Below are 20,241 nucleotides of genomic sequence, written 5' to 3' on the forward strand. Positions count from 1 at the left end.
AAGAGATGAAGAATTTAAGGAACAGGAAATATGGATACAGGGCTGCTGCTGTTCTGGCAGCCATTACCATGGCGGGGTCAATGTCCATGACCTCATTGGCAGCCGGCGGGAAAAAGCCCAATGTGAGCAAACCGGATGATGCCCATACCATTGCAGAGCCGCCCGCTCCGGACATCAACAAGGATTTAAGCCCTGAATTTGCATACAGCGAGGACAAATGGGCATCCCTCAGGGATAATGTGCTGGAATTTGATGAGCTGAAGGATTTAATACATGAGTACAACCCAACGGTCCGCAGCAACCGTTCCACCTATAAGGACCAGAAGGGCAAGGACCTGAATGCGGCCTACGATGACTATATGGATGACATTGACGCTATCTGGAATAATGCGGACAGCGACGATGATGTGGCATGGGCAACTGCCCGGTTCCAGGTAGGCGTGCTCCAGCAGCAGGCTGACAACAATTATCAGGACGCCGACATGGAAAAGATTCAGTATGACCAGACAGAGGCGGGACTGGTGTATCAGGCCCAGCAGCTCATGGTGACCTATGAGCAGTCCCGGTATAATATGGAGAATCTCCAGAGCGCCAGGAATCTGCTGCAGACCCAGTACGAGGCAACCGTGGCCCGGCAGGCTGCCGGCATGGCAACCCAGGCAGATGTACTCAGCGCCTTAAAGAGCGTCCAGGACCAGGATACAGCCATCCTGTCCGCGCAGAAATCAGCGGACAATGTACACAGAAGCCTTTGCCTGATGCTGGGATGGGCGGTGGACGGCCAGCCTGAAATCAGGGATGTGCCTGAGCCGGATTTAAACCGGATAGGGTCCATGAATCCGGATGCCGATCTGGAGACTGCCATTGCAAACAATTACGATGTGAAATATTATGAGAAAAAGGCCGGAAACCTGACCAGCCAGTACCTGATTGAGTCCAACCAGGCCCAGCTTAAGGATGCAAAGGATAAGGCGGCCAAATCCCTCAGGACCCAGTACAATGCAGTGCTTACCAACCGGGATGCCCTGAACGCAGCCGTGATGGCCCTGGATGTTGCCTCCGTTAACCTGAATACGGCCACGGCCAAGAGGGCGGTAGGTGAAATTACAGAGCTGGAATACCAGAACGCGCTGAACAGCTATGTGTCTGCCAGGAACAGTGTGGAGACGGATAAGCTTCAGCTTCTGCTGGCCATGGAAGCATATGACTGGAATGTAAAAGGTCTTACAACCTCCAATTAGGCCGGTTGAAGAAAGGTAAGGAGGTTGAACAGATGAATATAAACAGACGAAGAAGCTTCATGGCACTGTCGCTGGCAGCTGTGATGGCAGTGGGCGCTACGGGCGCTGCTCTGGCCGATGAACCCGGTGTTGTACCGGGAGATGCATACACCGGGGCCATGGCCCGGCTCCAGGACAGCCACATGGAGTACGACGAATTGACAGACCTGATTAAGAATTACTACGCCCCCATAAAAAGCGCATACGCCATGATTGACACCATGGAGGAGGACCAGGGAAGCATTGCAGCTGCCATGCGGGTGGTGGCGGATGATTATATGTCCCAGGCAGACCAGCTGAAAGACGTCCTGGGCAGCGGAAATCCCGCGGTTATGCAGGTAGTGGGAGGCGCCAGGATGCTGCGCTCCAGCGCGGGCTCCATGGACCGCTCCATTGGGCGCAGCAAGTCCAGCCGGAGCGTGGACCGCCAGGTGAACATGATTGTGTCCGGCGCGGAGACTCTGATGAACCAGTATGAGTATTACCAGTCCCAGAGGACCGTGGTGGCCAAGGCGCTGGAGATAGCCCAGACAGCCCAGGCCATACAGCAGACCATGCAGGCCCAGGGCCTTGCGGTGGATGCCGACGTGCTTTCGGCGGCAGCCCAGCTGTCCTCGGCCAAATCCCAGCTGGAGAGCATAGATGCGGGCATTGATCAGATATATAAGACCCTGTGCTACTATACCGGGTGGGATAAGGGGGCGGAGACTGTCATTGGCCCGGTTCCGGCAGCCGACCCATCGGTCATCCCAACTCTGGACCTGGCATCTGACAAGGAAACCGCTGTGAACAATAATTACAGCTTAATCAGCATGCGGAGCGGGTCCGGGGCAGGTATGAGCGATTTCCAGGTCCGCACCACCAAGGAAATGACCCAGAAAGCCAACAAGATGCGTACCGTGGACTATTCAGAGGACCAGCTCCGTTCCGATATGCAGACATTGTACGACACCATATTGGAGAAAAAGGCTGCCTATGATTCTGCCTCAACCGCTTACCAGAGCGCCCAGCTCACATGGAATGCGGCGCAGATTCAGAGGCAGAACGGCACGCTGAGCCAGATTCAGTTCATGCAGCAGGAGCTGGCCTATCTCCAGGCCCAGTCCGGGTTTAAATGTGCAGACCTGAATCTGCAGCAGGCGCTGCGCAATTACCAGTGGGCTGTAACCGGAGTCAGTGTGAACGCAGGATAAATGTAAATTACAGAAGAACCCTATTTTTACCAGTTTTGTTACATTTGCAACAAAATAGTGGTGAAAATAGGGTTTTTCTCTGTCTTTTAGTTTAAAATTAACAAAAACTATATAAAATTTATCCGTCTATCTCTTGAATTTACAGGAAAAAAATGTTATTCTTAATACATAGGGGCATGTATAATTATTCAGAGGAGGGTGGTAACCAGTAGTCGGTTTTGTTTTGAATTGAGGTGATTCTATGTTAACGAAACAAGTTGACAGCAGGGAGAGGGTCTTCCGGCCAATCCCCATTTCTTATTTGATTCAGACGGCAAATCAATTTGACTGCGATATTTTTGTCACCAGCGATAAGTATACAGCAAATGTCAAGCAATACGACGAAGTAAAGAATCTTAGAATGACAGGCTTTCTGACTTTTTACTTTAAGGGAAGTGACGAGCTGGAGGCCGAGGACAGGATTCAGAAGATTCTGTGGGAGGATATTGAAGGATAAGGAGAGTACATAATTATGTGTGTACAAAATTAAACGAGGGCAGGGAGACCGGCCCTCGTTTATTATTGTGATTCAATGTTCAATATCATGACTCCATATCCCGTGTTCCGGAATTCGGTTCTTTGTCCAGGTAATGTCTGGCGTCTTTGAAGAAGCTCCATACAATCAATACAATGATGAAACCAATGGGAAAGGCCGCTATGATGGATACGGTCTGCAGGTTGGCCATGGAATTTTCTGCAAAAATCAGGGCTATGGGCAGCAGCATCAGCAGTATGGCCCAGAACAGCTTTACCTGTTTGTGGGGTTCCTCCTCAGCGCCCAGGGATTTATAGGAATATGAGCTGGCCACCATGGTCAGGGCGTCAAAGGATGTTGCATAAAAGGCAATCATGGTAATGGCCAGAAGTACCAGCCCGGCCTTTGCCAGGGGCATTGTTTCAAATATGGAGATGATGGCCTGGTACAGGTCCCCGGTCTGTGCATAGACGCCCATCAGGTCCAGTTTCCCGTGCATCTGCAGCCCCAGCCCGTAATTCCCAAGGATAATGAAGGAGGTAAAGGTGCCTGAGAGGCCGAAGAAATAGCCTCCCAGCACAGTCTGGCGGATGGTCCTGCCCTTGCTGATGGTGCCGATGAAGAATGGGGTGGCCACGCACCATACCATCCAGTAAGCCCAGTAAAAGATGGTCCAGTTCTGGGGAAAGGAGGAGGTGCGCATGGCATCGGTCCAGGTGGCCATGCCGATGAAGTTCTGCACCATGTTCCCCACTGCTGTGATGCCTGTCTCGATGATATAACGTGTCTCGCCTCCGCACAGAAGGAAATAGGCCAGCAGTCCGAAGAACAAATATACGCAGGAGGCGGCCAGCTTGGCAATGCCCTGCATGCCGAAGTATACGGCCATGGTATACACCACGCAGATGATAACCAGGATGCCGATGGTCAGAACGTTGTTTTCAGGTATGCCCAGCACACGGCTTAAGGCCATGGACAAAAGGGGCGTTGCCAGGGAAAAGGTGGTGGCTGTGCCGGCCAGAAGGGCAAATACAGCTGTCAGGTCAATGAGCTTGCCCAGGATACCGTCCACCCGTCTGCCCAGGAGGGGACGGCATGCCTCGGAATACTTTTGCTTGCTCCGCCTGCGCACATGGAGCATGAAACCAAAGGACACGGCCAGAATGATGTAAAAGCTCCAGGGAATAGGACCCCAGTGGAACAGCGGATAGGCGGACGCCCAGTCCTGCATGGCTCCCATGTCCGTAATGTGCGGCTCGCCGGCGTAGAGCATCCACTCGCACAGGGAGTAAAACAGTATGTCCGCTGCCAGTCCCGCCGTAAACATCATGGAACCCCACTGGAAGGAGGAGTACTGGGGCTTCTCCAGATTTCCCAGTTTTATGTTTCCATACCGGGAAAACGCCATGTACAGGGAACAGATTAAGGCGCCCAGTCCAAGGAGCAGATAATAGCTTCCAAACTGGTCTCCCAGGAAAAAACGCACGGACCCAAGTACCTGGGAGGAGGCATCCGGGAATAGCATGAACAGGGAACACAGGGCCAGTATGGTTACAAAGGGAATGATGGTGGTGACCCAGTCCAGCCTTTTCTTTAACGGGGTATCTGTGCTGATGTTTTCATTTTGTTTCATGGCTGTATCCTCCTGGATGTTCAAAAAATAGTTAAAATAAAGTATATTGAACATATTATCATCAGTTACTGGAAAAATCAAGAGGAACTTGTAAAAACATCAATAATTTTGTAAGAAAAAAGGACTGTTAAATTATTGTAATGTTAGCTATAATAGTAGCGTTGACAAAAAGGAGGATTATTATATCATGCGGAATTTAAAGAAGTTATCATTGATATTATTAGCTTCAGCGGCCCTGCTTTGCGGTTGTACCCAGAGTAACATTGTTTCTCCCAGTAACGGTGTGGTTCAGGGGGACGGACAGCCGGACCTGGAGGTTGATAAAAATATTAACATCGACTGGCAGGAGGTAAGGGAAGACCTCAGGGACCAGTTCCTGGACCCTTACGGCGAGTTTGCTGATTATGTGCTGGACCTGGACGCCAAGTATGACGCAGGCAGCAGCCGGGTGGTGGTCCTGCTTCCTGTGACCCACAAGACCACAGGGGACATTGCTGTGATTTATGCGCAGGATGTGCTGAAGGCAGTGGGCACCTATGTTGCGGAGCAAAACTTCTATTATGAAGCGCCTGACCCGCAGGATATTGACGGCACCTACTACGGCAGCTATTTTGACGAGCACGATGTGCTGGTACAGGTGTTCCCTTATGACAAAGAAGGGGATGAAAGCGCATATCTTGTGAATGACGTGGTGAAGGCGGGGGAGCAGAGAGCCCTGACAGCTCAGCTTCAGTAAAAAAGGATTAAGGAGATATTGGGATGAGGATTGACAGATACTGGAAACAGGCGGCCGCCGGGCTGCTGGCCATCATGACACTGACAATGACCGGAGGGAACCTGGACAGCTTAGCCATGACCAACTCCCAACCGTTAAAGGCCCAGGGGCAGATGCTGTCCTCACCGGACAAGATTATCATCAGGGACGAAGGGGAGAATGCACAGTCATCCCAGGCAGCGGCAGCCAGCCAGCCGGTGATTCAGGCCAAGGCCCAGATTGCCGCATTTGGTGAGGTTACCACGCCCAAGACAGATTCCACCTCCCTGTTTGGGGCCGGCCGTCTCACCATGCTGGCCAACCATGACACGTCAGCCCAGCTTCTGTCGGTTATCATTGAAACCGGGGAAGGCGGACTCATTGTAGTGGACGGAGGCTGGACCAATAATGCGGATTATCTTCTGAACCAGATTAAGCAGAAGGGCGGTCATGTTCAGGCATGGCTCCTGACCCATCCGGATTCCGACCATGCGGGAGCGCTGGCAGACATCCTGTACAAGCATAACGGGGAGATTACCATTGACGGTATCTATTACTCCTTTGCTGAGGACAGCTGGTATGCTGAGAAGGACCCTGAGGTTGCCAAGATGGTGGCCTATATCAAGGGAGCCTTCGGCCTGGTTCCCCAGAATATCCTTCACGGGGATATTGTATCGGGACAGGTCATCCAGGCAGGACCTGCCAGGATTCAGGTGCTGAACCAGGCATATAAGATGAACAATGACTTTGTCAACAACAGCAGCGTAGCCTACATGGTATCCCTGAACGGGACAAACACAGTGTTCCTTGGGGATTTGGCCAAGTCGGGCGGCGAGCAGCTGATGGCTGACCATGACCTGAGCGCCCTTAAGTGTGATATTGTACAGGTTGCCCACCATGGTCAGAACGGCGTGGGCTACGAGGTATACAAGGCGTTAAGGCCCAGCGTTGCACTGTGGCCCACTCCCCAGTGGCTGTGGGACAATGACAACGGCGGCGGAGCCGGTAGCGGTATATGGGTGACGCAGGAGACAAAGAACTGGATGGTCCGCCTTGGGGTGAATGCAAATTACTGCATCAAGGACGGAGACCAGGTGATTGAATAAAGGGTATCATGAATACGGCGTGAAATAAAAAAAGAACAGCGGCCCCTTTTCCGGAGGATTCAGGAATAGGGGCCGCTGCTTTTTTGTGTTCAGTCATCTGCGCAGGGAAGTCCGCTGTGGTAGGAATAGTTGCCCAGCTCGGACAGCAGGTTTTCAAGGGCGTTCAGCTTCAAGGGCTGTCCTGTTTCCAGCATGGAGTTAATCATGTAAAAGATGGTGCTCAGCTTCCCCAGGGACTGTCTGAACAGGTCGGGGAAGGAGGATTTGGAGGCAATGCTCTTGTCCCATGGGTTGCACCATGTCTCATGGTGCAGGTTCAGGCTCCAGGCCGGGTTCTCCACCGTGTCCGTAACCAGCTTGCTGGAAGCCACGGGATTCTTAAGGAACAGGGATTCAAAAAATGCAATCCTGTCCTTTTTCCTGCTGTTGGGGTCCGACAGGGTCCTGCATCCAAAACGGAGGGCCAGGATGGAACGGTGTATCATGGGCGCCGTGACCTGGTAGCGGTTTTTGTAGCTCAATGGATAGAATGCCTCGTTGATGCAGTCTGACAGGAACTGGGAAATAAATTGGGTTTCCATCCCATTCAGACAGATGGTTGCTGCCTGGTTAAACTGGGACGGCTTCTTCCTCTTATACTTCTGGAGGAGAAGGGCGTCGATGTCGTTCTCCAGCTTGGCATGGAGCCCGTGGTAATAGGAACCCGGGTTATTGACATCGTATTCAATACGTCCGTATACATAGGGGTGGCATATGGAGTCACCGATATAATGGCAGATAAAGCCGCACATGTAGGCCAGGCCTTCCTCGCGCTGCTGCCTGGAACCGATTCGGGTAAGCTGCATGAAACAGCAACGGAAAAAGTCATTGACATGGTGTTCATGCATATAGGAACCTACATTGCGGTGGTCTCGATGGCGCAGGATGGGCAGATTATAAAAAAACATGTCCGGTCCCTGGAGACCCAGCTGATAGAGCCACCGATACTTGGCAATGATAAACTTCAGATTATTCTGAGGCATATCATTGTATGCTTTCATGCCCAAGACGTAGTGTGTTGTGAAACCTGGCATCGGCATACCTCTTTTCTATTGGATTCTTGCAGTTGTTCCTATCTCATATTCTATCATAAACAACTGTGAATTGCGAGCCGGAAACAAAGAAAATTCCTTCCAGCGGTCATAGTCAGGGGAACTTTGGAATAAGACATTTATAAGAAGCAAGCAGGGCAGGTTTAACTGGGATGATGAATGTATTAGAGCAGGTCCACCAGATGGTGTGGGGACCGTGGACCCTTGTCATATTCCTTGGGGTGGGGATATTCTTTACCCTGAAATGTCATTTTTTCCAAATCAAAGGTTTTTTATTCTGGTGGAGCCACACGGCAGGACGGCTCATATCAGGGGAAGCATCCAAAAAAGAAGGCGGGGACGGGACCGGAAAAGGAAAGGGAATCAGCCAGTTCCAGTCGGTCTGCACCGCCCTGGCGGCAACAGTGGGCACAGGCAATATAGCAGGCGTGGCAACCGCGCTAACGGCAGGAGGGCCCGGAGCCCTGTTCTGGATGTGGGTGTCGGCCCTGATTGGCATGATAACCGCCTATGCGGAAACCATGCTGGGTATACGGTACCGTTACAAGGATAAGGAGGGACACTACGTATGCGGTCCCTTTGTGTACATGGAACGGGGGCTGGGGCTCAGAGGGATGGGAGTGCTCTACAGCTTCCTGTGTCTGATGAGCTCCCTTGGAATGGGAAGCATGGTCCAGGCCAACTCAGCCATCAGCACCATGGAATACACCTGGCATGTGCCGGCCCTGACAGGAGGACTAGTATTTACCGGGCTTCTGGTGCTGGTCACCTGGGGCGGAATCCGAAGAATCGGAAATGTGGCTGAAAAGCTGGTGCCGGCCGCCTCCGGAATCTACATTGTATTTTCCATGATTGTGATTTTGTCCTGTTTGGACCAGATACCCGGAGCCCTGGCCTCCATGGTGTCCTCAGCCTTCCGGCCGGAGGCAGCGGCAGGAGGGACCGCCGGATATGTAATCAGCCGCAGTGTGCGTTACGGCATCTCCCGGGGCGTGTTCTCCAATGAGGCAGGTCTTGGAACACTGGCAGTGCTCCACGGGCCTGCCGAGGGCACCACGCCTCATGAACAGGGAATGTGGGCCATGTTTGAAGTGTTTTTTGACACGGTGGTCCTGTGTACCCTGACGGCCCTGGTAATCCTGTGTATGACCGGTTCCAATCCCGAGAGCATACCCTATGAGGGGGCGGCTCTTGCCGCCTGGTGTTTCAGCGGCCGTCTGGGAATCGTGGGGGAATATCTGGTCAGCGGCTCCATGGTGGTATTTGCCTTTGCCACCATTATGGCCTGGTTTTATCTGGGAAGGCAGGCTGCCGCCTATTTTATTAAGGGCTGCGGCATGGGAGAGGGCGCCCAGCGCCTGTTTGCATCCAAGGTATATCCTCTGCTGTTTATTGCAGCTGTATTTTTAGGAAGCGAGGCCAGGCTGGCCCTGGTATGGCTGCTGTCGGATATATGGAACGGTCTTATGGCATTTCCCAATCTTACGGCCCTGCTGTTTTTGTCAAAGGAGGTCACGGTGCCGGAGGGATACGGGAAATCAGGAGGAAGATAGCAGCTTCTTTCCGGCATTCACACTTCGTTCATAATTCATTCAAAAACCTTTTACACAATCAACATTATTTCTTCATGTTTGGCTTATATACTGTAAACATAGCAAGTTAGTAATAACTGCAAAGCCAAATAATGCTTACAAGATTTTTTTCATAATACTCGAGCTGATAAGTATTTATCAGCTCTCCTCCCTTTTAATAATACTTTTTTCCAAAAAACGTACCATCCGCCGGATGATACGTTTTTTATTTGGCCTTAATATTTAACACGCGGGCGCATGTTCAGTTTTGACTTGGTCTATGAACGGGCGGGCGCCGTATCTGAGCCCTGACGGTACAGATAACGCGTTTCAAATTCAGCCATGGGCAGCGGCGCGGAAAAGACATAGCCCTGGACCATGTCGCAGCCCATGGACCGGAGAAGGTCCACCTGGTCCATGGACTCGATGCCCTCGGCCACGGTCTTTGCCTTCAAATGCCTGGCCAAATCAATCAGGCATGCTATAACATCCTTTGCCTTCCGGCCCGACATGTTCAGGAAGAAGGAGCGGTCCAGCTTCAGGGAATCCACATCAAATTCCTTCAGCAGCCCCAGAGAAGAAAAGCCGGAACCAAAGTCATCCAGGGAACACAGAAAACCCATGCTGTGCATTTCCTGGATGGCCTGTCTGACGGTTCTGATTTGCTGGTTGTCAAAGAAAATGGACTCCGTCAGCTCAAATTCCAGGACATTGTCAGGTATACTGAAGCGGGAGGCGATTCCGGCAAAGGTATCCAAAAAGCCGGCGTCCCGGAAATGCTGGCGGGACAGGTTGACAGAAACCGGCACAAGCGGCAGACCGGCCTGTTTCCATCGCTCCATGGCAGCGCATACCTCTTCAAACACATAGAGGTCCAGCCTGCATATTTTTCCATTGCTCTCAAAAAGGGGTATGAATTCAGATGGGAAGATGATTCCCCTTTGAGGATGGTTCCAGCGCACCAGGGCTTCGGCTCCTTCCAGCAGGTTGCTCTTAAGGCCGATTTTCGGCTGCAGATAAACCTGGAAATGCCGGTTTTCAATGGAATCCTCAAACAGTGCGTTTAACTCCTGCTCCAATTTCAGGTGCCTGGTCAGGCTTTCATTATAGAAGGAACACTCATGGCGTATATCGGTCCCGGAGTTTTGCAGCGCCAGCCGGGCGTGGTCCTGGAGCAGGGTAATCTCCTGGTCCGGGTCATTTACAAGACAGGCCCCCTGCTTAAAGGACAGGGCCAGAAAGGGAAGGTCCGTGTCTTGGAAGGTATTGATATCATGAATCATTTCATTCAGACGGCACTGCAGGGCTGCCTGGGTGTACTCCTTCAGGCAGAGAAAGAAATGGTCTGATTCGCCTCTGGCAACGAATTCGTCCTGGGCCTGCCGCACATGCTGCTTCAGCACCCTGTATATATAGGAGAGGGTCTGATTGCCGGTCGGGATGCCAAACTGTTCATTGACCAGCTTAAATCCGCGGACATTCAGCAGCACAATGGAATAGGAGCAGGGCTCCATGGTCTTTGAGAGCTCCCTGTATCTAGCCTGGAAGGCGGCGTTGTTGAGCCCGCCTGTGAGCGGGTCGCTGTAAGCAATCAGCTCCAGCTGCCTTTTGTGGGCATTATAGAACCGGAATACTGCAAATAAAAAGAGGGAAAATATAAGTATGGTAGCCCCTATGATAACAAAGGACTGCAGGATGTACCGGCTCAGACCGCCGGATATGATATCCGCCGGAATAATGGTCAGCAGGAACCAGTTGTTCAGGTTCAGGGCATTATAGGAGAGGACCAGTTCCTCCTTTGTGACGGCAGTGAATCTCAGTATGCCGTCCCGGTTTTCCGCCATATCCTTCTGCATCTGCCGGATATCTGCAATCACCTGTTTGTTTTTTTCGTTTTTAAAAATATCGTCCAGCTGTAAAAACGGCTTTAAGTCCGTAGGAGCTATGACCACCTGCCCCCGGCTGTCCACGATGCAGCTCAGCATCTGGCCGCTGAAGCTTTTGGAGGAAATCAGGGACTGCATGTTTTCTTTGCTGCGCATTCCCACCAGCACCCCGCCTACCTGGCCGCCGCGGTACACGGGCACGGAATAAAAAATGCTTTTGCCTCCCATGTAGCTGGCCTGTATATTGCCCTGGAAGGAGGACTGGATACTGGGAAGGCTGAGAAAGTCCTCGGGATGGGCCGGGACTTTGCCTGACTCTGTTTCAGAGGCTACAAACCGCTGCTCTTTGTCAAACAGAATCAGAGGGTCAAATTCCAGTATCTGCGCTTTGCGGGTCAGAAAGCCGGATACCGCGCCCATATCCTGGGTTTCCGTGAACTGTGACAGACTGTCTGCCGTCATGACCAGGTTGATTATTTTGTGGTTAATGGCGTCCCGGATGTCCCGGGAGAGCTGGGATGTCACATCCGTCAAATATTCCTGGGTCGTGCTGTCCAGCGCCACTTGCAGCTTTGCGGCATTCCAGATAGAGAGCGCAAAAACTGAAATCAGTACCAGGGACAGGAATCCTATGCTCCATCCCCTGCTGAATATTGGTTTGTGATAATCGGATATAAAATCATCTGCTTTTTTCATTTCCAGGTATACTCCGTAATTCTATGAATGTGTAATAGAAAGAAGGCTTGATGGTTTCATTTTAAGTGACTGTACCTGATAAATCAACGCAATATTTGTGTACATATGCATATAGTATCGGAATAAATTTGTGGTATAATACAGTCAAACGGCACAGGCGGACATATGGGCAAAATAAGGCCGGGGAGGGCGGTATATGGAAGGGAAAAAGACGCTGCATGATTATTTATATGAGAATCTGAAGGAACAGATTCTGACCGGGTATTATAAATACGGCGGAACCCTGCCATCCATGAACCAGCTGTGCGAGACCTACCATGTGGGTATCCGGACAGTGAGGGACGTACTCGGGGAACTGAGGGACCAGGGAATGATACGGACAGAGGAACGAAAGCCTTCGGTGATAGTGTACCGTAAACCGGAGAAAGGGGATGCCGGGTCCGATGTACTGTCAGTGCTTCAGCGGAAGACCTCGGTTCTGGCGGTATATGAGACAATGGAGCATGTGATGCCCAGGCTGTTTGCGTGTTCCGTCCAGGCCTGCGGCACGCAGACAGCCATGGAGCTTTTCAGGCATCTGAAAAGGAGCAGGAGGAAGGAGGTATATACCAGATGGAAGTCCTCCTCCAATGTACTCTACAACCTGCTGGATGCATCCCGCAACCTGCTGTTCAGGGATATATTTACCAGCCTTGAGATTGGGGCCAGAATTCCCTTTTTCCTAGAGCCGGAGTACAGGCCTCCCTTTCCATCCTGCTGCAGTGAATACGATGACCCCATGTGGATGGCCCAGGCAGTGGCCACAGGCGACATCCAGGTGATTCAGGAACGGTTCGCGCGCATGTACCGGTCCCTTAGGCATGACATAAAGCTGTATCTGGAATGGATTGAGTCCGGGATTGGAACAGGGAATATAGAGCAGAAGAGCAGCTATTCCTGGAATGCGGAACGGGGAAGGGACCACTACTATATGCAGATTACCCGCGACCTGATTGACCGCATTGGCCTGGGCATTTATCCGGACGGCTCCTTTCTTCCGCCGGAAGCTGCGCTGGCCCGGGAATACGGAGTATCGCTGGCCACCATACGCAGGTCCATGTCCATGCTGAACCGGCTGGGCTTCTGCCGTACGTACAATGTAAAAGGAACCCAGGTGACCCTGTTTAATGACCAGGCCACCCTCCTGTCCATGAAGAATAAGGTCCATAAAAAGGATAACCTTTTGTACCTGAGCGGCCTGCAGTTCATGGCGCTGGCCTCCGGTCCGGCTGCATTGATGGCCGTGCCTTTAATCGGGAAGGGGGAGATAGGGTGTATGGAACAGGAGCTTGCCGGTCCCTATGCGGTTCCCATCAGCATCCTGATGCGCCATATCATTGCCGCCCTGCCCCTGGAGCCATACAGGATTATACTGCAGCAGGTGGGCAGCATACTTCATTGGGGGTATTATTATTCCTTTTATGAGGAGGGAATCAAGGCAGGCAATGAGCTGAATCAAATCAGCCATGAGGCGTTTCTGTGCCTGAAGGCCGGAAAAGCAGAAGAATTTGCCCGCCTGGTGCCGCAGTGCTACTGCCATGCACTGGAGCTTGTGCGCGATTCCATGGCGGTCTGGGGGATTTCGGAGGCAGGGCTGCTTGTGACCCCGGATGAGAGCCTGAGACTGGCAGGAGGACCGGGGGAAGGACAGCAGGTGTGAGATAAAGGCGGACAGAGATAAGCCGTGCTGGACAAAGCCGCCGGAATTTGCTATAGTGGATAAAGATTCTAATTGAAAAAGGAGAAAGAAAAATGGCAAATCCTATAGTTACCATAACCATGGAAAATGGAGATGTAATGAAAGCAGAGTTATACCCGGATATAGCTCCCAATACAGTAAACAATTTTATCAGCCTTGTTAAAAAGGGATACTATGACGGACTGATTTTCCACAGGGTCATCAATGGCTTTATGATTCAGGGAGGCTGTCCTGAGGGTACCGGAATGGGAGGCCCGGGCTACTCCATCAAGGGAGAGTTCGCCCAGAACGGCGTAAAGAACGACCTGGCGCATACAGAGGGCGTACTTTCCATGGCAAGGGCCATGCACCCCAATTCAGGCGGTTCCCAGTTCTTCATCATGCACAAGGTATCACCCCATCTGGATGGTGCCTATGCAGCCTTTGGAAAGGTTACAGAGGGTATGGATGTGGTGAATAAAATCGCGGATGTCCAGACGGATTACAGCGACCGCCCCCTGCAGGAGCAGAAGATTAAGTCCATGACAGTGGAAACCTTTGGGGTGGACTATCCGGAGCCTGAGAAGTGCTGACAGAGAGATGACCCTTGCCGTGCATGCTATTACACGGTATCGGGCCGGCAATATGCGGGAACAGCAATGTGACAAAGAGGCGGTAATATGGTAACAGAGCGGAGCATCCGTTTAAACGGGACTACCTGTACAGCAGTCATATCAGACCAACCAGAGGCCCTTCTGGCAGCGAAAGCTGCCGGAAGGGCCGTTGTGGGCGTTGAGAGCGGGAACTCAGAAATCTGGGCCATGAAGGGCATACCCTATGTGATTCCGGACATAGAGGATGCCACGGATGAGCTGCTGGAGCTGGTGATACGCCGCCACCTGGGACTTCCGTGGAATATCTGCCGCACTTCCAGGCTGCTCATACGGGAGCTGACAGCAGAGGATGCAGACTGTATTCCTGAGGAGGAGTACGGACCCCAGGAAGCCATATTCCGTTCAAGGGAGGCATTGGAGATGTACTGTAAAAACCAGTATGGCTTCTATGAGTACGGCACATGGGCCCTGGTGCGCAGGGAAGACGGGATTCTGGTGGGGCTGGCAGGCGTATCCAATCCCAGGCTCATGAGGGAGATGGAGAAATGTCTGGACTCCTTGGGCCAATCTGTTCCCTGGCTGGAACTGGGGTACCATATTTTCCTGCCTTACCGGCATCAGGGGTACTGCGGGGAGGCCCTCAGGGCCATTGCCGGCTACAGCCATGAGGTGCTGGGAGCGCGTCTCTGCGCCCTGATTTACAGAGAAAACCAGGCCTCCCGCAAAGCGGCGGAGGGCCTGGGAATGATGTGTCTTATGGAAACAGGTACTCAATCATCCGGAGGGCAGCTTCTTTATGGGGAGAGCCCTGTATGACGGCCAGATAAGGCGGGTCCATGATGATGCCTGTCTTTTCGCCGAAGGCAGTATCCTTCAGGGAGAGAGCTGCCGGAGTAAGGTTTCCTGCACCGTCCTCTGCCCGGTAAATATGTTCCTTTACACGCTCATAAAGGGCCGGGGGCAGCAATTCCTCCAGGTTCTGGTAGGCGGATATGGTTTCGTAATGGTCAATGGCGGACTGGTCCCCGATAACCACATCCAGGCTTTTACTGGCCACCAGGGCGGAAATTTTGGCCAGGGTGGCATATCCGTACTGGGAGGTGGATTCCTCATCAAAATCCACCATCAGGCCCTCGTTGAATTCAATCAGGTCCTTTTTGCCGCATCCCAGGTATTGCCTCAGCTCTGATTCCAGCAATTCGCTGGAGCCGGCACCGCCGGAGCGGTCATTGATAATGGCCACGGACAGGCGGGTGGTAAAGGTCTGGCGGTATATCATGGTGCCGATGGTGCTTAATACGCCGATGGCAAGAATCACGGCCAGCAGGTGGAACTTATAATACTCCCACACATACCAGGCACGGTCCTTCCAGGTCATGTTTTTCAGTTTCTGCCGTTCTTGTTCTGCTTCTTCTCTGATGGACATAATTTATGTATTCCTTCCGTTTCTCTCTGCTGTTTTTGCACGGACAGGCCGTTTCCTGTTAGTATACCACATCCGGACCGGAGGAGAATATAAAAATTTCATGAAATCCCGGCAGCTCTTTGCATTTTCCGCTTAATATGATAAAATATCACCAGGCGCAGTTACAGAAAGAAGAGGAAGACTTATGTTACAAGGTATATTTAATTATGATAATCCGGTGTGGCGGTTCATAGGAAAGCTGGGAGACTTAATCATACTGAACATCCTGTGGATTGTCTGCTCCATTCCCGTGTTTACAGCGGGCGCATCCACCACAGCCGTCTATTACGTGACGTTAAAGCTGGTGCGGGATGAGGAGGATTCCACCATACGGTCCTTTTTCCGGTCTTTTAAGAGTAATTTCAGGCAGGCCACAGGCATCTGGCTTATTATGCTGGCTGCCGGCATAGTGCTGGGCTTTGATTTCTGGTTTTTTGTATCAGGACAGATGCCCATCAACGGAGCGTTGAGAACCGTCCTGACAGCTGCCTCCGGCGGTCTGCTGCTGATTTACCTGTTTATACTCACCTATGTGTTCGCGCTCCAGTCCCGGTTTTATAATCCGGTGAAGCGGACCCTGTTCAATGCATTTTTTATGTCTGTGCGCCATCTGTTCCAGACCATCGGAATATTGGCCACGGATTTGGGAATCGTGGCGGCAACCTATTTCGGGCTGTTTTATTTTCCGCAGTTTGCCATGCTGCTGTTCCTGTTCGGCATGCCCCTCATTGCTTTTGTGAACTCATACTTTTTCACAGCTATTTTCAGGAAGTACATGCCCAAGGAAGAAGGGCAGGGGCACACGGATGCCACCCCGATGCTGGGAGAAGAGGATGAAGAGATGAAGGAAGCGATTCGGAATCTGAGGGGGAAATAATCCAATTATTACCAATATCAAAACCGGCCGGAACATTTCTGCCGGTTTTCTGCAATTTCCTCTTGCAAATAGAGTGAAAGTAATGTATACAATATAATGTATTATAAAAACAGAAATACAAACAATGTACATAGAGGGGAGTCCGCGGATGATAAAACACTTACGCTTAAAAGCATATGGAAAGATTAACCTGGCCCTGGATGTGCTGGGGCGGAGGGAGGACGGCTACCATGAGGTGCGGATGATTATGCAGACCGTGGGGCTTCACGACCGGATTGACCTCTACGCCACCCAGGAGCCGGGCATCAAAATAGAAACCAATCTGTTTTATCTGCCGGACAATGAGCAGAATCTGGCCCATAAGGCGGCCAGGCTGCTGATGGAGGAGTTCGGTATACGCCAGGGGCTGTCCATCCATCTGCGCAAGTTTATACCCGTGTCGGCAGGTATGGCCGGCGGCAGTACGGATGCAGCCTCCGTACTCTTTGGAGTCAACAAGATGTTCGGCCTGGGCCTGTCCACCGAGGAACTGATGGAACGGGGCGTGACCCTGGGAGCGGACATACCTTACTGTCTCATGCGGGGAACCGCCCTGTCAGAGGGTATCGGCGAGAAGCTGTCGCCGCTGCCTCCCATGCCCCAGTGCCAGGTGCTTATAGCCAAGCCCGGCATCAGCGTGTCCACCAAGGCGGTGTATGAGAGCCTGGACGCCATGACGCTTGCGGCCTCAGACCATCCCGACATAGACGGCATGATAGAAGCCATCCGCAGCCAGAATCTGCTGGAAGTGGCCGGCCGGTTCGGGAACGTGCTGGAGCTGGTTACGGGAGAAAAGTATCCGGCCATTGCCAGGATTGAACAGGTCATGCGTGACTATGGGGCATTGGGGGCAATGATGAGCGGAAGCGGTCCGACGGTTTTCGGGCTTTTCGCCAATCCAAGGGCAGCCCAGGCAGCCTATGAGGACCTGCGGTTCGGCAAGGCGTCGGAGCTGGCAAAACAGGTGTATCTGACCAATTTCTTTAATGTGAGAAGGAATGGATAAGGAAGAGTATAATGCAGGAAAGGGGTCATTTTTATATGGAAAATAATTTCAAGGTTAATATGAACGAGTATCTTCCCCTCCGGGACGTGGTGTTCAACACCCTGCGCCAGGCCATACTGAAAGGGGAGCTGGCTCCGGGGGAGAGGCTGATGGAAATACAGCTGGCTGAAAAATTGGGCGTCAGCAGGACTCCTATCAGGGAAGCCATCCGCAAGCTGGAGCTGGAGGGCCTGGTACTTATGATTCCCAGGAAGGGCGCCGAGGTGGCCAAGATATCTGAAAAGAGCCTGCGGGATGTGCTGGAGGTACGCCGTTCCCTGGAGGAGCTGGCCATTGAGCTGGCCTGCCAGCGGATGTCGGATGACGACATGGCTGAGCTGGAACGGGTCCAGGGCAACTTCAGAAGCGCCATTGACAGAGGGGAGGCCATGAGCATTGCCCAGTCAGATGAGCAGTACCACGATGTCATTTACCAGGGGACTGGCAACGACAAACTGGTGCAGATGCTTAACAATCTGCGGGAGCAGATGTACCGCTACCGTCTGGAATATATAAAGGACGAGGACAAGAGACAGGTGCTTCTGGTGGAACACGAACACATACTGAGCGCTCTTAAGAGCCGCAACATAGCAGAGGCAAAGAAGGCTGCCAGGGAACACATCGACAACCAGGAAATCACGGTATCGCGCAACATTAAGGAGCAGGAGCAGGAGCCGGCCTTACCGGCCCGGGGGAGGAAATAATGGAGGAAGGAACCTTTAAGGAACGGTATCTGGCAGGGGAGATTCCCTTTGAAGAGATTGACCGGTATGTAAGCCGCTGGAATAACAGCGACGACCCCCGCACCCTGGCCCGGTATCTGGGTCTGAATGCGGAGGAAGAGGATGTGTGGATTGACGTCAGCGACCAGGCCCTTCAGGAGATGCTGGACAGCCAGAAAAAATAGTGTCCCAGAGGACCGCATCCATTTTAATGAAATAAATCCATGAGCCGGAACCGCACGCGGACCTCCGGCTTTTGCTGCGGCTGCTTTAACCTGTCCCGGGGGGACAGCAGGGCATCGTAGTCGTCTTCCGGCAAAAGGGATGCCAGGGTCTTTCTGGAGGAATCCGGCACAACTGCGTGGATGGCGTCGGTATAGCAGAGGGAGGGATAGAGGACGCACCACCAGTTATGGCCTTTTCCGCTGCCAATGGTGATGCGGACCGCGTCATAGGTGCCGCAGGGAAATACCATGTCCCCGTAAGCCTTGGTGGGGAAATAATCCCTTGTCAGCTCCAGCTTTACGGGATAGGAGGCCCCCTGGTCTGCCAGCCAGTCCTGGGCCATGGTTTCAATGCTGGTCTTATTTCCCTCTATCCACTGCTCAAGCTGTGCCTTGTCTGTGTCTTCGGGAACCTGGCTGTGAATATAGTCCAGAACCAGGCCCTTTACCCCCAGCTTCAGGTTCTGGTCCCTGGTGCTGTCGCTTTCCGCCAGCACGTGGAACCGGAGAATTTCCGGCGCAATGCGTGATGCCAGGGCTTCCTCGCCGGTGGTGCGGGACGCCATGAGAATGAGGAATGCAGTAAAGAAACAAAGTGCGGATATGCACAGGCTTATTTTATATTTCATATGATGTAAGACCTCCTTGGCCGTTGATGCTGTTTTAATTTCTGTTTGTAATTATTGCCACATATGTTATACTATAAACGTAGAACAATCACTAAAATAAGTGAGTTTAAGGAGACTAGCATGGGTAAACTTCAGGCTGCAGTCATATTTGGCGGCCAGTCATCAGAACATATTGTGTCCTGCATGTCGGCCGTCAATGTCATTGAGCATATAGACAGGACGCGATACGATGTATTACTTGTCGGAATTACAGAAGATGGACACTGGATTAAGGCGGAATCACTGGAAGATGTAAAAAACGGTACGTGGAGGGACGGGACAGTATCAGCCGTCCTGCTGCCGGATGCAACAAAGAAGTGCATCCTTCTCATGGACGGCAGTTCGGTCCGCGAGGTCAGGGTGGATGTGGTGTTCCCGGTCCTTCATGGGCTTTACGGGGAGGACGGGACCATCCAGGGGCTTTTGGAACTGGCTAAGATTCCCTATGTGGGCTGCGGGGTCCTTTCTTCCGCAGTGGCCATGGATAAACTGTACACCAAGATTATTGTGGATGACCTGGGCGTGCGCCAGGCAGCCTACGAGGCAGTGTACAGGGAGCAGCTGGCTCATATGGAAGAGGTGGCAGAACGGGTGGAAAAGCATTTTGCCTATCCCGTATTTATCAAGCCGTCCAATGCAGGCTCCTCCAGGGGCGTTACCAAGGCGGAGGACCGCAGGGCCCTGGAAGCAGGACTTTTAGAGGCAGCACGGCACGACCGTAAGATATTAGTAGAGGAAACCATCGTAGGCAGGGAGATTGAGTGCGCGGTATTCGGAGGCGGACTTAAGGAGGTGGTGGCATCCGGCGTAGGAGAGATACTGGCCGCAGCAGAGTTCTATGACTTTGAGGCCAAGTATTACAACGAAGAATCCAGGACCGTGACGGACCCGGAACTGCCGGCAGGGGCGGCGGAAAAGGTACGTCAGGCAGCCATGGCCATATTCCGTGCAGTGGACGGCTATGGACTGGCGAGAGTGGATTTCTTTGTGAAGGATGACGGAGAAGTGGTATTCAACGAGATTAATACCATGCCAGGTTTTACGGCCATCAGCATGTATCCCATGCTGTGGGAAGCCAGAGGGATTACAAAGGACCAGCTGGTGGATATGCTGATGGAACATGGGATGGAACGATACACTTAAGGG

The 20,241-nt window shown here is 52.2% G+C and carries 19 protein-coding genes; 14 read left to right on the forward strand and 5 right to left on the reverse strand.

The annotated features are described in order from the left end of the window. Positions 1–5: 5 nt before the first annotated feature. The 3 genes from FGS84_RS05905 (at position 6) to FGS84_RS05915 (ending at position 2,969) form a co-directional block, all read left to right on the forward strand. The gene (locus FGS84_RS05905; protein WP_138306750.1) at positions 6–1,241 is read left to right on the forward strand and encodes a TolC family protein; all 1,236 of its coding nucleotides are present in this window, start codon (positions 6–8) and stop codon (positions 1,239–1,241) included. Positions 1,242–1,273: 32 nt separating this feature from the next. Next, positions 1,274–2,473 (forward strand): TolC family protein, encoded by a 1,200-nt coding sequence (locus FGS84_RS05910; RefSeq protein ID WP_138306751.1) that lies wholly within the window; start codon positions 1,274–1,276, stop codon positions 2,471–2,473. A gap of 301 nt (positions 2,474–2,774) precedes the next feature. Continuing rightward, a complete protein-coding gene (locus tag FGS84_RS05915) occupies positions 2,775–2,969 on the forward strand; it encodes an HPr family phosphocarrier protein (RefSeq protein ID WP_243129868.1) in 195 nt (64 codons plus the stop codon). Between the two features lie 85 nt (positions 2,970–3,054). On the opposite strand, the gene FGS84_RS05920 is transcribed toward FGS84_RS05915, so the two are convergent. After that, positions 3,055–4,620 carry a BCCT family transporter gene (locus FGS84_RS05920; protein WP_138306753.1) on the reverse strand — a complete coding sequence of 522 codons (1,566 nt, stop codon included), beginning with the start codon at positions 4,618–4,620 and terminating at the stop codon, positions 3,055–3,057. A 187-nt stretch (positions 4,621–4,807) separates the two neighbouring features. On the opposite strand from FGS84_RS05920, the gene FGS84_RS05925 reads away from it, so the two are divergent. Together FGS84_RS05925 and FGS84_RS05930 are read left to right on the forward strand one after the other, a co-directional pair. Continuing rightward, positions 4,808–5,356 (forward strand): hypothetical protein, encoded by a 549-nt coding sequence (locus FGS84_RS05925; RefSeq protein ID WP_138306754.1) that lies wholly within the window; start codon positions 4,808–4,810, stop codon positions 5,354–5,356. A 23-nt stretch (positions 5,357–5,379) separates the two neighbouring features. Next, positions 5,380–6,480, forward strand: a complete 1,101-nt coding sequence (locus tag FGS84_RS05930) for an MBL fold metallo-hydrolase (protein WP_138306755.1) — start codon at positions 5,380–5,382, stop codon at positions 6,478–6,480. An 89-nt stretch (positions 6,481–6,569) separates the two neighbouring features. Here the strand turns inward: FGS84_RS05930 and FGS84_RS05935 are convergent, their stop codons facing one another. Then, on the reverse strand, positions 6,570–7,559 hold the full coding sequence (locus tag FGS84_RS05935) for a zinc dependent phospholipase C family protein (protein ID WP_347563797.1): 990 nt from the start codon (positions 7,557–7,559) through the stop codon (positions 6,570–6,572). 164 nt (positions 7,560–7,723) lie between these two features. On the opposite strand from FGS84_RS05935, the gene FGS84_RS05940 reads away from it, so the two are divergent. Continuing rightward, entirely contained in the window at positions 7,724–9,124 is a 1,401-nt protein-coding gene (locus tag FGS84_RS05940; protein ID WP_138306757.1) for an amino acid carrier protein, read from the forward strand. 296 nt (positions 9,125–9,420) lie between these two features. Here FGS84_RS05940 and FGS84_RS05945 read toward each other — a convergent pair whose 3' ends face one another. Continuing rightward, positions 9,421–11,724, reverse strand: coding sequence for a GGDEF domain-containing protein (locus FGS84_RS05945; protein WP_138306758.1), 2,304 nt, complete (start codon positions 11,722–11,724; stop codon positions 9,421–9,423). A gap of 196 nt (positions 11,725–11,920) precedes the next feature. Between FGS84_RS05945 and FGS84_RS05950 the strand changes: the two genes are divergently transcribed. The 3 genes from FGS84_RS05950 (at position 11,921) to FGS84_RS05960 (ending at position 14,871) form a co-directional block, all read left to right on the forward strand. Next, positions 11,921–13,423 (forward strand): winged helix-turn-helix domain-containing protein, encoded by a 1,503-nt coding sequence (locus tag FGS84_RS05950; protein WP_138306759.1) that lies wholly within the window; start codon positions 11,921–11,923, stop codon positions 13,421–13,423. A gap of 92 nt (positions 13,424–13,515) precedes the next feature. Then, positions 13,516–14,034 (forward strand): peptidylprolyl isomerase, encoded by a 519-nt coding sequence (locus FGS84_RS05955; protein WP_138306760.1) that lies wholly within the window; start codon positions 13,516–13,518, stop codon positions 14,032–14,034. An 87-nt stretch (positions 14,035–14,121) separates the two neighbouring features. Then, positions 14,122–14,871: a GNAT family N-acetyltransferase gene (locus FGS84_RS05960; RefSeq protein ID WP_138306761.1), complete on the forward strand. Its 750-nt coding sequence runs from the start codon at positions 14,122–14,124 to the stop codon at positions 14,869–14,871. On the opposite strand, the gene FGS84_RS05965 is transcribed toward FGS84_RS05960, so the two are convergent. Beyond that, complete coding sequence (locus tag FGS84_RS05965) at positions 14,810–15,481, reverse strand: hypothetical protein (protein WP_138306762.1); 672 nt, start codon at positions 15,479–15,481, stop codon at positions 14,810–14,812. The genes FGS84_RS05960 and FGS84_RS05965 overlap by 62 nt on opposite strands. A gap of 184 nt (positions 15,482–15,665) precedes the next feature. Between FGS84_RS05965 and FGS84_RS05970 the strand changes: the two genes are divergently transcribed. From FGS84_RS05970 to FGS84_RS05985, 4 genes are all read left to right on the forward strand, one after another. Further along, a complete protein-coding gene (locus FGS84_RS05970) occupies positions 15,666–16,397 on the forward strand; it encodes a YesL family protein (protein WP_138306763.1) in 732 nt (243 codons plus the stop codon). A 148-nt stretch (positions 16,398–16,545) separates the two neighbouring features. After that, positions 16,546–17,442, forward strand: coding sequence for a 4-(cytidine 5'-diphospho)-2-C-methyl-D-erythritol kinase (gene ispE, locus FGS84_RS05975; RefSeq protein ID WP_138306764.1), 897 nt, complete (start codon positions 16,546–16,548; stop codon positions 17,440–17,442). 35 nt (positions 17,443–17,477) lie between these two features. After that, complete coding sequence (locus FGS84_RS05980; RefSeq protein ID WP_138306765.1) at positions 17,478–18,185, forward strand: GntR family transcriptional regulator; 708 nt, start codon at positions 17,478–17,480, stop codon at positions 18,183–18,185. Further along, complete coding sequence (locus tag FGS84_RS05985; protein ID WP_138306766.1) at positions 18,185–18,388, forward strand: hypothetical protein; 204 nt, start codon at positions 18,185–18,187, stop codon at positions 18,386–18,388. Before FGS84_RS05980 ends, FGS84_RS05985 begins: the two co-directional genes overlap by 1 nt. 23 nt (positions 18,389–18,411) lie before the next feature. On the opposite strand, the gene spoIIR is transcribed toward FGS84_RS05985, so the two are convergent. After that, positions 18,412–19,056: a stage II sporulation protein R gene (gene spoIIR / locus FGS84_RS05990; RefSeq protein ID WP_138306767.1), complete on the reverse strand. Its 645-nt coding sequence runs from the start codon at positions 19,054–19,056 to the stop codon at positions 18,412–18,414. Between the two features lie 120 nt (positions 19,057–19,176). Between spoIIR and FGS84_RS05995 the strand changes: the two genes are divergently transcribed. Next, on the forward strand, positions 19,177–20,238 hold the full coding sequence (locus FGS84_RS05995; RefSeq protein WP_138306768.1) for a D-alanine--D-alanine ligase family protein: 1,062 nt from the start codon (positions 19,177–19,179) through the stop codon (positions 20,236–20,238). The last annotated feature ends 3 nt before the right edge of the window (positions 20,239–20,241 follow it).

Origin of the sequence: Clostridium sp. 1001271st1 H5, from assembly GCF_005845215.1 — a bacterium.
In the GTDB taxonomy this organism is placed as follows: domain Bacteria; phylum Bacillota; class Clostridia; order Lachnospirales; family Lachnospiraceae; genus Enterocloster.